The 13,161-nt window shown below is 59.8% G+C and carries 13 protein-coding genes, 2 tRNA genes and 2 pseudogenes; 11 read left to right on the forward strand and 6 right to left on the reverse strand.

The features are described from left to right. Positions 1-5: 5 nt before the first annotated feature. The 7 genes from ccoS (at position 6) to ABT24_RS00880 (ending at position 5,677) form a co-directional block, all read left to right on the forward strand. Positions 6-224, forward strand: a complete 219-nt coding sequence (ccoS, locus tag ABT24_RS00850; protein WP_276727208.1) for a cbb3-type cytochrome oxidase assembly protein CcoS — start codon at positions 6-8, stop codon at positions 222-224. 170 nt (positions 225-394) lie between these two features. Then, complete coding sequence (gene ccoN / locus ABT24_RS00855) at positions 395-1,837, forward strand: cytochrome-c oxidase, cbb3-type subunit I (protein ID WP_013122762.1); 1,443 nt, start codon at positions 395-397, stop codon at positions 1,835-1,837. 19 nt (positions 1,838-1,856) lie between these two features. Continuing rightward, positions 1,857-2,498, forward strand: a complete 642-nt coding sequence (ccoO, locus tag ABT24_RS00860; protein ID WP_013105384.1) for a cytochrome-c oxidase, cbb3-type subunit II — start codon at positions 1,857-1,859, stop codon at positions 2,496-2,498. A gap of 9 nt (positions 2,499-2,507) precedes the next feature. Then, positions 2,508-2,702: a CcoQ/FixQ family Cbb3-type cytochrome c oxidase assembly chaperone gene (locus ABT24_RS00865; RefSeq protein ID WP_013105385.1), complete on the forward strand. Its 195-nt coding sequence runs from the start codon at positions 2,508-2,510 to the stop codon at positions 2,700-2,702. Then, positions 2,699-3,643, forward strand: a complete 945-nt coding sequence (gene ccoP / locus ABT24_RS00870) for a cytochrome-c oxidase, cbb3-type subunit III (RefSeq protein ID WP_276727206.1) — start codon at positions 2,699-2,701, stop codon at positions 3,641-3,643. Before ABT24_RS00865 ends, ccoP begins: the two co-directional genes overlap by 4 nt. 107 nt (positions 3,644-3,750) lie before the next feature. Next, complete coding sequence (gene ccoG, locus ABT24_RS00875; RefSeq protein WP_276727204.1) at positions 3,751-5,169, forward strand: cytochrome c oxidase accessory protein CcoG; 1,419 nt, start codon at positions 3,751-3,753, stop codon at positions 5,167-5,169. Positions 5,170-5,197: 28 nt separating this feature from the next. Then, positions 5,198-5,677, forward strand: coding sequence for a FixH family protein (locus tag ABT24_RS00880; RefSeq protein ID WP_286737289.1), 480 nt, complete (start codon positions 5,198-5,200; stop codon positions 5,675-5,677). Positions 5,678-5,735: 58 nt separating this feature from the next. On the opposite strand, the gene ABT24_RS00885 is transcribed toward ABT24_RS00880, so the two are convergent. Continuing rightward, a complete protein-coding gene (locus ABT24_RS00885; RefSeq protein ID WP_013122765.1) occupies positions 5,736-6,473 on the reverse strand; it encodes a helix-turn-helix domain-containing protein in 738 nt (245 codons plus the stop codon). A 58-nt stretch (positions 6,474-6,531) separates the two neighbouring features. Between ABT24_RS00885 and ABT24_RS00890 the strand changes: the two genes are divergently transcribed. Further along, entirely contained in the window at positions 6,532-7,272 is a 741-nt protein-coding gene (locus ABT24_RS00890) for a sulfite exporter TauE/SafE family protein (RefSeq protein ID WP_276727200.1), read from the forward strand. A 14-nt stretch (positions 7,273-7,286) separates the two neighbouring features. On the opposite strand, the gene ABT24_RS00895 is transcribed toward ABT24_RS00890, so the two are convergent. The 3 genes from ABT24_RS00895 to ABT24_RS00905 form a co-directional block, all read right to left on the reverse strand. Then, complete coding sequence (locus ABT24_RS00895; RefSeq protein WP_013105391.1) at positions 7,287-7,829, reverse strand: NUDIX hydrolase; 543 nt, start codon at positions 7,827-7,829, stop codon at positions 7,287-7,289. Positions 7,830-7,971: 142 nt separating this feature from the next. Continuing rightward, positions 7,972-8,058: transfer RNA gene (locus tag ABT24_RS00900), tRNA-Leu, on the reverse strand. Positions 8,059-8,142: 84 nt separating this feature from the next. After that, positions 8,143-8,227, reverse strand: a tRNA-Leu gene (locus ABT24_RS00905). Between the two features lie 193 nt (positions 8,228-8,420). Between ABT24_RS00905 and ABT24_RS15590 the strand changes: the two are divergent. The 3 genes and pseudogenes from ABT24_RS15590 to ABT24_RS15600 all read left to right on the forward strand — a co-directional run. After that, positions 8,421-9,629, forward strand: a pseudogene (locus ABT24_RS15590) (ribonuclease R family protein); the annotation flags it as partial. Positions 9,630-9,682: 53 nt separating this feature from the next. Then, positions 9,683-9,850, forward strand: a pseudogene (locus ABT24_RS15595) (RNB domain-containing ribonuclease); the annotation flags it as partial. A gap of 294 nt (positions 9,851-10,144) precedes the next feature. Next, entirely contained in the window at positions 10,145-10,711 is a 567-nt protein-coding gene (locus ABT24_RS15600; protein ID WP_353743810.1) for a S1 RNA-binding domain-containing protein, read from the forward strand. 44 nt (positions 10,712-10,755) lie between these two features. Here the strand turns inward: ABT24_RS15600 and ABT24_RS00915 are convergent, their stop codons facing one another. Continuing rightward, positions 10,756-11,628: a cytochrome c oxidase assembly protein gene (locus tag ABT24_RS00915; protein WP_276727196.1), complete on the reverse strand. Its 873-nt coding sequence runs from the start codon at positions 11,626-11,628 to the stop codon at positions 10,756-10,758. Between the two features lie 135 nt (positions 11,629-11,763). Beyond that, on the reverse strand, positions 11,764-13,122 hold the full coding sequence (aptA, locus tag ABT24_RS00920) for an omega-aminotransferase AptA (protein ID WP_423837793.1): 1,359 nt from the start codon (positions 13,120-13,122) through the stop codon (positions 11,764-11,766). Positions 13,123-13,161: the final 39 nt, after the last annotated feature.

A 13,161-nucleotide genomic window follows, 5' to 3' on the forward strand; every position in this document is an offset into this window, starting at 1 on the left:
GCGTGATGGAAGGCTCTCTGCTCATTCTCATCCCCATCAGTGTGCTGCTGGTGCTGCTCATCGTGGGGGTGCTGTGGTGGGCGGCGCGCAGCGGTCAGTTCGACGATATGGAAGGCCCGGCCCACGCCATTTTGATGGACGACGATAAACCCAAACCTGAGTCTTTACCCCAGAAAGAGGCAGAGAAATCCGCCGACGGGGAAGGGCCGCAACAACGGACTTGATCTGCACATTGTGGCAAGGTGTCGCATTGACAGCGCAGCGACCCCGGCCTCTTCCTAGTGCTTACCCTTACGAAATGAAATGTGTTGATACATGTCAATTCAGTGTGTCCATAAGTAAATGACCATACTCTACATTACGGTTCGTTACTTCTTATCAACAGGTGGAGCAGATGAGCGATCTGACGCTTAAACAGACTTACAACTACGCGCTGGTGCGCAAATTCACCGTCATGACTCTGGTTTGGGCCGTGGTGGGCATGCTGGTTGGCGTGTTCATTGCGGTGCAACTGGTCTTTCCCGACATGACCTACGGCATGGAGTGGCTGAGCTGGGGGCGTTTGCGTCCGCTGCACACCAATGCGGTGATTTTCGGTTTTGGCGGTACGGCGCTGTTCGCGACCTCTTACTACATCGTGCAGCGCACTTGTCAGGTGCCGCTGTTCGCGCCCAAGCTGGCTGAGTTCACCTTCTGGGGGTGGACGGCGGTCATCGTGCTGTGCGCCATCACCTATCCGCTGGGCATCACCAGCGGCAAGGAATACGCGGAACAGGAATGGCCGATCAGCCTGCTGATCGTGGTCACCTGGGTCGCCTATGCCATCGTGTTCTTCGGCACAGTGTTCAAGCGCAAAACCCCGCACATCTATGTGGCGAACTGGTTCTTCGGCGCCTACATCATCACCATTGCGCTGCTCTATATCGTCAACAATATCAAGCTGCCCATCAGCCTGCTCTCGTGGAAGAGCTACTCGGTGTACGGCGGTGCGCAGGACGCGATGATCCAGTGGTGGTACGGCCACAACGCCGTGGGCTTTTTCCTCACCACCTCCTTCCTGGGCATGATGTATTACTTCATTCCCAAGCAGGCCGAGCGTCCGGTGTATTCCTACCGTCTGTCGATCGTGCACTTCTGGGCGCTGATCTTCACTTATATGTGGGCCGGCCCGCACCACCTGCTCTACACCGCGCTGCCCGACTGGACGCAGTCGCTGGGGATGGTGTTCTCGCTCATCCTGCTGGCGCCGAGCTGGGGTGGCATGATCAACGGCATGATGACTCTGTCGGGCGCCTGGTACAAGCTGCGCGAAGATCCCATCCTCAAGTTCCTGATCACCGCGCTGTCGTTCTACGGCATGTCCACCTTCGAAGGGCCGATGCTCTCCGTCAAGACGGTGAGCGCGCTGGGTCACTACACCGACTGGATCATCGGCCATGTGCATTCCGGCGCCATGGGCTGGGTGGGCATGATCACCATGGGCAGCCTGTACTACCTGATTCCGCGCCTGTGGGGCCAGACTCAGATGTGGAGCAAGCGCCTCATCGAAGTCCACTTCTGGACGGCGACCATCGGCGTGGTGCTCTACATCGCCTCGCTGTGGGTGGCTGGTGTGACCGAAGGACTGATGTGGCGCGCCATGCAGGCTGACGGTTCGCTGACCTACAGCTTCATCGAGAGCGTCAAGGCGGTCATTCCTCTCTACGTCATTCGCGCCATCGGCGGCTCGATCTATCTCTTCGGCATGTGCCTGATGGTCTACAACGCCTATCGCACCATCCGCCAGGGCAAGCCCGTCGACGCGCCGGTGCCCGCACTGAGCGTGGCCCACGCCTGATCACGATTCGGAGATATTCATGGCAACTTTTAATCACGAGACCATCGAGAAGAACGTGGGTCTGATGATCGTGCTGGTGGCAATCGTCGTCAGCATCGCCGGGCTGGTTCAGCTCGTGCCCCTGTTCTTCGACAAGAGCACGACCCAGCCCATTCCTGGCGTCAAGCCTTATACCGCCTTGCAGCTCGAAGGTCGCGACGTGTATCTGGCCGAGGGCTGCTACCTCTGTCACTCACAGATGATCCGCCCGCTGCGCGCCGAGGTCGAGCGCTACGGCCACTACTCGGTGGCGGGTGAGTCGGTTTACGACCATCCCTTCCAGTGGGGCAGCAAGCGTACCGGCCCCGATCTGGCCCGCGTCGGCGGCAAGTATTCCGACGAGTGGCAGCGCCTGCACCTGCGTCAACCGCGCGATCTGGTGCCCGAGAGCATCATGCCGGCTTACACCTGGCTGCAGCACCAGCCTGCCGAGGCCAATCAGATCCAGGCCAAGATGCGCGCCATGAAAACTCTGGGCGTGCCTTACACCGAAGCCGAGATCGCTGCGGCGCCGCAAGAGCTCGAAGGCAAGACCAAGGAAGACGCGCTGATCGCCTACCTGCAGGGCTTGGGCACGGCGCTGAGCAATTACAAGTCCAAGGCCAACTACATCAACTACTGAGGAAGCGCCATGTCCTTCGGCTCGATCGTTCTCGTGCTCTCCATGGTGGTCTTCGCCGGCATCGTCTGGTGGGCGTTTTCGCCCCGGTTCAAAAAGACGCATGAAAAGGACGGAATGATCCCTTTCCTCGATTCCAAGAATCACCCGCCCGAGTCTTTCGACAAGGGCGATGAGTCCAAGACCTCCGACAAGACCAAATCATGAACCAGTTCTATTCCCCCGGGTGGGCCTTCTGGATCGGCGGCGTCACCATTGTTTCCATCGTTGCCCTGTTCCTTTTTCTGCGCGGTACAGCACGGCAAACCGTGTTTCGCGACAAGGCGGGCAATCCCATCGCCACGACCGGCCATGTCTGGGACGGTGATCTGCAGGAGTTCAACAACCCCTTGCCGCGCTGGTGGATGGGGCTGTTCATTCTGACGCTCATTTTTGCAGTGATCTACCTGTCGCTCTACGGCGGCCTGGCGTTTTACAAGGGCATCCTCGGGTATTCCAGCGACAAGATGTACCAGCAGGAATCGGCCGCATTCGATGCGCGCATTGAGCCCCTGTATGCGGCCTACATGAAAACGCCGATTCCCGAACTTGCCGCCAACCCCACGGCCATGGCCACTGGTCAGCGCATGTTTCTGACCTATTGCTCCCAGTGTCATGGATCAGACGCGGGGGGCACCAAGGGCTTTCCCAACCTGACCGTCCACAACGCAAATGCCTGGCTGTACGGCAACAGCCCCGAGGTTTTGGTGGAAACCCTTACCAACGGCCGCTTGGGCATGATGCCGCCGATGGAGGCCGCGGTTGGCGGCAAACCCGGCGTGCTCGCCGTGGCTAATTATGTGCGCAGCCTCAGCGGCATGAAGCACGATGCCCAACTGGCGGCTCAGGGCAAGCCCTTGTTCGCCACGGCCTGCGCGGCTTGCCACGGCGCCGACGGCACGGGCAACAAGGCTCTGGGCGCCCCCGATCTGGCCGACCCCAAGCGGCAGGGGCTGTTCGGGTCGAGCATCGAAACCATTTCGCACACCATTGAGAAGGGTCGTGCCGGCCAGATGCCTGCGCAGAAAGACTTTCTCTCGCCCGAAAAGATTCACTTACTTGCGGCCTACGTTTACAGCATCAGTCATGGTGCGCAAGCGGCGAAGTAAGTCCAGTCCTCGATTCTTTTCATTCTCTGACCCACATCGGGGCGCAAGATCAAATGCGCCCCGATGCCGCTTGAGTCAGTCCCGTATTTTTCAGCCCGGAACGTGCGATGAACGCCAAGGCGCCAGAACCCAGCGACGACGATATTTCAGCCTCTGAAGAGTGGCTGTACGAGGTTCGCAAAAAAATCTACTCCCGCTCCGTCACCGGTTGGTTCAATAACTGGCGGGTGTTCATGGTGGTGTTCACCCAGGCGCTGTTCTACGGCTTGCCTTGGTTGCAGTGGGATGGCCGTCAGGCCGTGCTGCTCGATCTGTCCACCCGGAAGTTCTACTTTTTCGGCATGATTCTGTGGCCGCAGGATGTGATCTTCCTCGCTCTGCTGCTGATCATCTCGGCCTACGGTTTGTTTTTGTTCACGGCCATCGCTGGGCGACTGTTTTGCGGCTATGCCTGCCCGCAAACGGTGTACACCGAAATTTTCATGTGGATCGAGCGCAAGGTCGAGGGCGACCGGCTGGCACGCATCCGCCTCGACGGCTCCGATTGGAATGCCCGCAAGATCGGCAAAAAAGCGCTCAAGCACGGGTTGTGGATTGCAGTGGCCTTGTGGACGGGCTTCACCTTCGTGGGCTACTTCACGCCCATTCTGACCTTGGCCGGTCAGGTCATCAGCGCAAGCCTTGGCCCCTGGCAGACGTTCTGGATTTTGTTCTACGGTTTCGCCACCTATGGCAACGCCGGGTTCATGCGCGAGCAGGTCTGCAAGTACATGTGCCCTTATGCCCGCTTTCAGTCGGTGATGATCGACAAGGACACGCTCATCGTCACCTACGACACCGAACGGGGCGAGCCGCGCGGCAAACGGGGCAAACATGTCGACCCGCGCGCGCAAGGCAAGGGCGATTGCGTGGACTGCAGCATCTGCGTGCAAGTCTGCCCGACGGGCATCGATATCCGCGATGGCCTGCAATACATGTGCATCGGCTGCGGCGCCTGTGTCGATGCCTGCGATCAGGTCATGGACAAGGTGGGTTATCCGCGCGGGCTGATTCGCTACTCCAGCGAAAACGCCATGAAGAACAAGTGGAGCAAGCGCCAGCAGTGGGCGCATCTGCTGCGACCGCGCATTCTTATTTACTCGGCGTTGCTGCTCATCATGGTGGGGCTGTTCGTCGGCGGGCTGGCTACGCGCAATCCCTTAAAGATGAATGTGATGCGTGATCGTGGCGTGCTGTCGCGCGAAATTCCCGGTGGTCTGGTCGAGAACGTCTATCAGATCCAGCTGATGAACACTACGGAAAAAGCGCGAAAGATTCGCGTCGAGGTCAAGGGCCTGGAGGGCGTGGCGGTGCATGATCGAAATGCTTACGAGTTGCCCGCATCGACCAATATTCTCGAGCCGCTGGAAGTGACTATTCCGGTCGACAATGCGAAGAAGGGCGTTTACAAAATCGAGATCATTGCCACATCGGAAGGCGAAAAGCCGATCTCTGCGTCGAGCAAGACCACCTTCATCGTCCCTTGAACACCCCCGAACCGCAGGAGAAGTTTCCATGCAAACCGCCGCTTCCGGCCCCTGGTACCGTGAGCCATGGCCCTGGTTTTTGATCGCGCTTCCCCTGATCGCGGTTTTGGCCAGTGTCTACACCATCTACCTTGCCAGCCGCACCCCCGACAGCCTGGTGACCGACCACTACTACAAAAAGGGGCTCGCGGTAGGCGGCGACATTCAGCGCGAGCGACATGCCCAGGCCCTGCATCTTTCGGGACAGATCTCGATCGCAGCCGGGCGCATTGACCTCAAGCTCAACCAGCAGATCGCTCCCAACACCCTGCACTTGATGTTGCGTCATCCTTTGTCCAAGCAGAAAGACGTGCAGATCGACTTGCACCGCGGCGCCTCAGGTACTTACAGCGCCTTCTCCCCACCCCTTGAGCCCGTGCGTTACCGCGTGCATGTGGAAACGGCAAACTGGCGCCTGGCGGGTGTCTGGATTCCGGGGACGACGCTGACGCTCGAACCGGGTGTCTGAACAAAACAAAGGGGCTCCTCTCGGAGCCCCTAAATTCACTGGCTATCGCTCAGAGTGATCAGGTTTGCGGCATCAACAATTCAGCGAGGGCGCGGCGATCCGTGATGCGGATCTGGCGCTGCGCCACATGAATCAACCCCGCGGAGTGAAACTTGGACATCAGACGGCTGACCGTCTCCAGTTTCAAGCCGAGATAACTGCCAATCTCTTCGCGGCTCATGCGCAAGACGAATTCATCTGGCGACAGGCCACGGGCCTTGAAGCGTTCGGACAAGTCGAGCAGAAAGCGGGCCAGCCGCTCATCTGCATGCATGCTGCCCAGAGAAAACTGATCTTGCTGCGCCCGCACCAACTTGCCGCCGACGATGCAATGCAACTGATGCTGCAGCGCGGGCAGGTCGCGCGTGGTGGTTTCCAGCGCACGCAGATCGATTTCGCAGGCTTCGCTGTCTTCGAGCGCGACCGTGTCGGTGAAATAGGTGTGCTGCCCCAGACCCTCCAGGCCCATCAACTCACCCGGAATGTGGAAACCGACAATCTGCTCGCGTCCGTCGGAGCTGGTGACATACGATTTGAAAGATCCTGCATGCACCGAATACACCTTGGTCATGGCCTGGCCGGTGCTGAAAAGCGCTTCGCCCTTCTGCACCCGCACGGTTGCCTGAATTACGTCTCGGATACGCCCCATCTCCGACGGCTGCAGCGCAATCGGCAGGCAGAACTTACTTTGAAAGCACACATCGCAAGGATGGGGTTTTTCCATCTGCGTGGCGGTGGGGGTCGGGGTCGATTTCATAGATTTGGATGTCGCGATATTTGCTTCAGTTGATGTTTACAGAATACAGCAGAACACCATGAATACAACCATTCCACTGACCCTGTTGTTGATGGGCCTCACAGGCGGGCTGCACTGCGCCGCCATGTGCGGGGGACTGGTGGTGGCCTCCGAGCGCGCATCCACAGAACATGTGCTCCTTCCGGCGCGTCGGTTGTTTCAAAATCAGCTGCAATTACAGGGCGCACGGGTGTTGTCCTACACCATTTTGGGGGGAATCGCAGGTTTGATCGGGGCTGGGGTGTGGGCCGCAAGCGCGCGGCCGGTGCAACTGAGCCTTTTTACCCTTGGCAACCTGGTGCTCGTTGCGGTGGGCCTATGGATGATCCTGCAACAGGTGCTTTCACCGCGCTGGCTGGCCTGGCAGCAGAAGTGGCTCGGCGGCAGTTGGGTTGGGCGCGGATTGACCCGGTTGACTCAGCCCTTGCTATCGCGGCTGCTGCCCTTCAACACCTTTCCCAAACGGCTTGGCGCCGGGCTACTCTGGGGTTTGCTGCCTTGTGGACTGGTGTATTCCGCGCTTTCTCTGGCGTTTCTCAGCGCCACGGCTTGGGAGGGTGCCCTGGCCATGCTGGCCTTCGGCCTGGGCACTCTGCCGCATATGCTGTTTGCCGGTCACACGCTGCGTTGGGTAAGTCAGCGCACCAATCAGCGCTGGTTTCACTTGGCTGCCGGTGCGTTGCTCTTGCTGTTTGCCGCCTATGGCTTCTGGAAACTGTTCCATGCGGGCAGCGAATTGCCGATGGGCGGCTGCGCCTGAGCGAGCCCCAGCTTTTAGGCGATGTCGAAGGTGTGAATCTGGAAGTGCCCGGCGCGCAGGTCTGCGAAGTAGCGCTGCAATGTTTGCGCCACGCTGCGAAAGGCGATCTGCTCCCAGGGAATGTCCGCTTCGTGAAAAAGCTGGACATCGAGACTCTCTTCTCCCGCTTGCCATTGGGGCTGGGTGAGTTGCCCCCGGTAAAAGAAATAGACCTGATTCGCGGGCAGCACGTTGATGACCGCGTAAAGACCCTTCAACGCCACTTCGGCACCGGCTTCTTCACGGGTCTCGCGAAGGGCGCCCACTTCGGTGCTTTCGCCAATTTCCATAAAACCCGCGGGCAAGGTCCACAAACCATAGCGCGGCTCGATCGCCCGCTTGCAAAGCAGTACCTGTTGCCCCCAGGCCGGTATGACGCCGACGATGTTGCGCGGATTTTCATACTGGATGTGCCCGCAGGCCGGGCAAACCGCGCGCGGACGGGAATCGCCTTCAGGCACGCGGTAGATCACCGGGGAGCCGCAGGCGGTGCAATGGCGTATGGGAGGATTGTGCATGGGGGCTTGGCTGAGTGCAGAAGGGCAGTTTATTTTCAAACCCAATGCGCTGCCAACTCGGTACCGTCAACGTACAAAAGTCCTAAACGCGTTGATGGCTATAGGGCTTTTGCACTTCTGTGCACTGCCGAAAACGATTAGATGGTGCCGGGAGCGGGACTCGAACCCGCACGCTTTTAAGGGCGCTGGATTTTGAATCCAGTGCGTCTACCGATTCCGCCATCCCGGCTGGGAGATCAGGCATTCGTGCATTTGCGCCTGACGGAAAGCAAAACGGGGAATCGAAATCCCCCGTCTGTACTTTCTGCAATTTTGGTGCCCAGAAGAGGACTCGAACCTCCACGCCTCGCAGCGCTAGTACCTGAAACTAGTGCGTCTACCAATTCCGCCATCTGGGCAACGAAGCTGAACATCTTAGCATAAAGTTCGTGCTTGTAAAGACTGGGCCGCGCTTTTGAGGCTGATCGGGGTCCGCGGTGATAATGCAGTAGTCAGAACAATGTTTGGCATCATCTCCATGCGGCACCAAGGCCGCGACTCTGCAGTGGTCTGCAGTCAAGAAAAGGATCTTCCGTGATTGTTGAAGGTATCGTGCGCGGTCATCGCGATGGTCATGGCTTTGTCACGCCCGATGATGGCGGCCCCGATGTTTATCTTCCGCCGCAGCAGATGCGCACTGTGCTACATCTGGACAGGGTGCGAGTACGTGTGGGCAAGCCCGATCGGCGGGGGCGGACTGAAGGGCAGATCATCGGCATTCTGGAACGGAGCACGCGCCCCATCATCGGGCGTTTGTTGCAAGAGGGCGGAACGTGGTTGCTGGCGCCCGAGGACAAGCGCTATGTGCAGGACATTCTGATATCGCCCGATGCCATTGGCAAGGCGCGTGCTGGTCAGGTGGTGAGCGCTGAAATCACCCAGCCGCCGCTGCCCAACGTGCAGCCGGTCGGGCGGGTGCTGGAGGTGTTGGGGGAACTCGATGACCCCGGCATGGAGATTGAAATTGCGGTGCGCAAATACGGCGTACCGCATTTGTTTTCGAGCGGCGCGCTGCGCGAAAGCGCGGCTTTGCCTGACGCGGTGCGTGATGCCGACTCGGCCGGGCGCATCGATTTGCGCGATGTGGCGCTGGTGACCATCGACGGCGAGGACGCGCGGGATTTCGACGATGCGGTGTATTGCGAGCCCGCGAAGATCGGTCGCGCCAAGGGCTGGCGTTTGCTGGTGGCGATTGCCGATGTCTCGCATTACGTGCGCGAAGGGACGGAGCTCGATGCGGATGCGCTGGAGCGTGCGACCTCGGTGTATTTTCCGCGGCGCGTGATTCCCATGCTGCCGGAAAAGCTGAGCAATGGCCTGTGCTCACTGAACCCTCAGGTGGATCGTCTGTGCATGGTGTGCGACGCGCTGATCTCCGCGCAGGGTGAGCTCAAGGCCTATCAGTTTTATCCCGCGGTGATGCGTTCGCAGGCGCGACTGACCTACACGGAGGTTGCAGACATCTTGTCGAACACGGCAGGAAAGCTGGCGCGCGAGCGTGCGCCGCTGGTGCCACATCTGCTCAATCTGCATGCCGTGTTTCACGCCTTGCTCAAGTCGCGGCAGGTTCGGGGCGCGCTCGATCTCGATATTCCCGAAACGCAGATTGTGGTGAATGCCGCGGGCAAGATCGAGGCCATCGTGCCGCGACATCGCAACGACGCGCACCGGCTGATCGAGGAATGCATGCTGGCAGCCAATGTGTGTGCCGCTGATTTTCTGGAACGCAACAAACAGCTTGCGCTCTATCGCGTTCACGAAGGCCCCACGCCCGAAAAGCTCGAAACACTGCGCACCCTGCTGCGCAATCTCGGGCGCACGCTGGGCAGCAAAGGTGCGAGGCGCTGGCGCAGTCCATCGAGGAGCGGCCGGACGCCCTACAGATTCAGACGCTTCTGCTGCGTTCCATGCAGCAGGCCATTTATACGCCGCACAACAGCGGGCATTTCGGCCTGGCCTATCCCGCCTACACCCATTTCACCAGCCCGATCCGTCGCTATCCCGATCTGCTCACGCATCGCGGCATCAAGGCCATTCTGCACGGTACGCATTACACCCCGAAGTTCAGCGAACGCATCGAACTCAATCGTGGCGAGCAGAACGCGCGCCGCGCGCCGCAGCGTCAGCTTGCAAGCGTGGCTCCGGCTGCTCCGGTATCCAAGGAGCAGGCTAAGGACATGCCGATCTGGGAGGCGGCCGGGGTGCATTGCTCGTCCAATGAGCGTCGTGCCGACGAGGCCAGCCGCGATGTCGAGAGCTGGTTGAAGTGCTGGTATATGCGCGACAAGCTCGGCGAGGAGTACGCGGGCACGATCACCGCAGTGACCGGCTTTGGCCTTTTTGTGCAACTCGATGCCCTGTTTGTCGAAGGCCTGGTGCATGTCTCGGAAATTGGCGCGGATTACTTTCGCTACGACGAAGCGCGTGGCGAGTTGCGCGGTGAACGCACCGGTATTCGTTACGCCTTGGGCGGGCGTCTGCTCGTGCAGGTCAGCCGGGTCGATCTGGATGGCCGCAAGATTGACTTCCGTCTGGTGCGCGAAGGCGGCAAGTCCAGCCCGTCTAACAAGCCTTTACCGACTTCCGGAGAGATCAAGGGCGTCGACGAAGATGTGTTTGCGCTGAATCCGCAAATGTCGGCTGGTGTGCGCAAATCCCGGACGTCGTCAAACGGAGTGGGCAAAGGAGTGGCCAAATCGGGCGGCAAGAGCCAGCGGGGCCCCGTGGAGGCCGCGATTAAAACCGCGGCCGCGCCAAGTGCCAACGGCAAGGCAGCGAAGGGAAAATCGTCCGCAGATCGCAAGACTGGCAAGTCGACCAGCCCGCGCAAACGGGCCCGCTGAGCCGCTTGCAGCCTGCGCCGTTCTAGCTCGACAGGTGCAAAGTCTCAAACGACGGGTGGTACGACGGGCGTAGCCGAAGCAACGGTGCGCTTATTGGGCCGCGTTTTGAGTCGGCCTCGGTCTGAAAGCCGCATCCAACTGCGCAACGCGATCATGCTGGCCAGGATCATGGGGAAAGAGCCTGGAATCCACAGGATCAGGCCGCCAAGGTGTTGGTCAGTCAATGGGTCGAGGCTCAGCGCGCGTCCGCAAATTTCATAAATCGGGTAGTAGTCGGTCATGCTCAGAGCGAGGATCGCGCCCCATACCATGGTCGGCAGCATGCTCAGCAGAGGTAGAAAAACCCGCTTTCCCGGCGAGAGATGGGCAGGCGGATTGGGACGGGTATCGAGAACCAGCCACCAGAACAAAAGACCATCAAGCGCCATACTCCAGTTCATCAACCGGTAGGTCGGCGCATTGAGCATGACAAAGGGGTGAAAAGACGGAATCAGCCAGAGCAATGCCATGCCGCCAAACAATAACGCGGCGAAGTAAGGGTTGAACAGCACGAGCTTGGTCGCCCGTACAACTGCGTTGCGCTGAAAAGGCTTCAGCCAGCGCACCCTGATGCTCACGGGAATGCCGGCTCGCAGCACAGCGAGCGGATAGCTCCACATCATGAGCAGCGGCGCGAAATCATGCAGCGAAATTTGCTGCGAGATATGCACGAAAAACTGATGTTCGGCGTAGTAGTCCCAGCGGGTTTGGAAGGCCTGCCACATCAGCACCCATCCCAGCCAGAACCGAACCTGGCGCGAGACTGAAATCTTCCGTCTGCGGCAGCCGCGCACATAGAGAACAGCCGCAGTCGCCAACAGGACGAGGGCCGTTGGAGACAGTTCCCAGGGTATGAACCAACGCAGCAGGGAGTCCATGTGTGGAAGGGAAAAAGAAAGTGCAATTCGCGATAAGAGACGCACTTTAACGCGCGGCGACAGTCTCGAGGTCGAGAGGCCGACAAGACATGAAAAACCCGGCGCGAGGCCGGCTTGACAAAGGGGGCGAACCGTTCAGTCGATGGTGCGCAGAACGTCCCGAAGGGTCGACATGATCTGATCGATCTGGCCGCGCTCGATGATGAGCGGCGGCGACAGCGCAAGGGTGTCGCCCGTGTACCGCACCAGCAGGCCGCGTGCGTAGCAGCCGACAAACGCTTCAAAGGCCCGTTTGCCCACGCCGACAGGCCGCGACTCCAGTTCGATGGCGCCGATCAGCCCGATATTGCGCAGGTCTTTGACGTGTCGCACGTCTCGCAGGGCGTGCAGAGCTTCCTGCCAGTAGTGTGCAATGCCGTCGTCCTGCACGCGGGTGAGCAGCTGGTCGCGCTTGTAAATCTTTTGCGCCGCGACGGCAGCGGCCATGGCTAGAGGATGGCCCGAATAGGTGTAACCGTGGAAAAATTCGACGGTGCCGTCCGGAGATCCGTTCACGACCGTGTCGTAAATGCCATTACGCACGAACACGGCGCCCAGCGGCACCGCCGCATTGTTCACCGCCTTGGCAGTGGTGATGATGTCGGGCGTGACCTTGAAATACTGTGCGGCAAACGGCGTGCCCAGCCGACCATAGCCGGTGATGACCTCATCGAAAATCAACAGAATGCCGTGTTTGTCGCATATCGCGCGCAGCCGTTCCAGATACCCCTTGGGCGGCACGAGCACACCGGTTGACCCAGCGACGGGCTCGACGATCACGGCGGCGATATTGCTCGCATCATGCAGCGCCACAATGCGTTCGAGCTCATCGGCAAGGTGTCCGCCCCATTCCGGTACGCCCCGCGAAAACGCCTGATGGTCAGGCGCGTAAGTGTGGGGCAGATGATCCACATTGGGCAGCAGCGAACCGCGGAAGGTCTTGCGATTCGCCACCATACCGCCCACGGAGATGCCCCCGAATCCCACGCCGTGATAGCCGCGCTCACGCCCGATGAACAGGGTGCGCGTTCCGTCACCGCGCGCCCGGTGATAGGCCAGGGCGATCTTCAGGGCCGAGTCCACCGACTCGGAGCCGGAGTTGGTGAAAAACACCTTTTTCAGATCGGCGGGAGCGATTTCGGCCAGCAGATTTGCCGCCTCGAACTGCACAGGGTGGCCCATCTGGAATGGGGGGGCATAGTCCATCTCCTGCGCCTGATGGGCAATGGCCGCGCTGATCTCCGGTCGGCCGTGGCCTGCGTTGACGCACCATAGGCCCGATGTGCCGTCCAGAATTTGACGTCCGTCGTGAGAGCGGTAATACATGCCTTGCGCACTGACGAGCAATCGGGGGGCGGCCTTGAACTGTCGGTTGGCAGTGAACGGCATCCAGAGCTGGTCCATCGACGGTAGCTCGGTCACTGCGCCAGAACGCTGAAGTTCGGCTTGATCCATGAAACTCTCCTGTGAACGGGGATATGTGTGGCTCCGGTG

It is taken from the genome of Thiomonas sp. SCN 64-16 (assembly GCF_001725585.1).
In the GTDB taxonomy this organism is placed as follows: domain Bacteria; phylum Pseudomonadota; class Gammaproteobacteria; order Burkholderiales; family Burkholderiaceae_C; genus Thiomonas; species Thiomonas arsenitoxydans.

Excerpts from the sequence above, each read along its gene's own strand:
- ccoS (WP_276727208.1), top strand. The coding sequence starts at position 6 with ATGGAAGGCTCTCTGCTCATTCTCATCCCCATCAGTGTGCTGCTGGTG.
- ccoN (WP_013122762.1), top strand. The coding sequence starts at position 395 with ATGAGCGATCTGACGCTTAAACAGACTTACAACTACGCGCTGGTGCGC.
- ccoO (WP_013105384.1), top strand. The coding sequence starts at position 1,857 with ATGGCAACTTTTAATCACGAGACCATCGAGAAGAACGTGGGTCTGATG.
- ABT24_RS00865 (WP_013105385.1), top strand. The coding sequence starts at position 2,508 with ATGTCCTTCGGCTCGATCGTTCTCGTGCTCTCCATGGTGGTCTTCGCC.
- ccoP (WP_276727206.1), top strand. The coding sequence starts at position 2,699 with ATGAACCAGTTCTATTCCCCCGGGTGGGCCTTCTGGATCGGCGGCGTC.
- ccoG (WP_276727204.1), top strand. The coding sequence starts at position 3,751 with ATGAACGCCAAGGCGCCAGAACCCAGCGACGACGATATTTCAGCCTCT.
- ABT24_RS00880 (WP_286737289.1), top strand. The coding sequence starts at position 5,198 with ATGCAAACCGCCGCTTCCGGCCCCTGGTACCGTGAGCCATGGCCCTGG.
- ABT24_RS00885 (WP_013122765.1), bottom strand. The coding sequence starts at position 6,473 with ATGAAATCGACCCCGACCCCCACCGCCACGCAGATGGAAAAACCCCAT.
- ABT24_RS00890 (WP_276727200.1), top strand. The coding sequence starts at position 6,532 with ATGAATACAACCATTCCACTGACCCTGTTGTTGATGGGCCTCACAGGC.
- ABT24_RS00895 (WP_013105391.1), bottom strand. The coding sequence starts at position 7,829 with ATGCACAATCCTCCCATACGCCATTGCACCGCCTGCGGCTCCCCGGTG.
- ABT24_RS15600 (WP_353743810.1), top strand. The coding sequence starts at position 10,145 with ATGCGCGACAAGCTCGGCGAGGAGTACGCGGGCACGATCACCGCAGTG.
- ABT24_RS00915 (WP_276727196.1), bottom strand. The coding sequence starts at position 11,628 with ATGGACTCCCTGCTGCGTTGGTTCATACCCTGGGAACTGTCTCCAACG.
- aptA (WP_423837793.1), bottom strand. The coding sequence starts at position 13,122 with ATGGATCAAGCCGAACTTCAGCGTTCTGGCGCAGTGACCGAGCTACCG.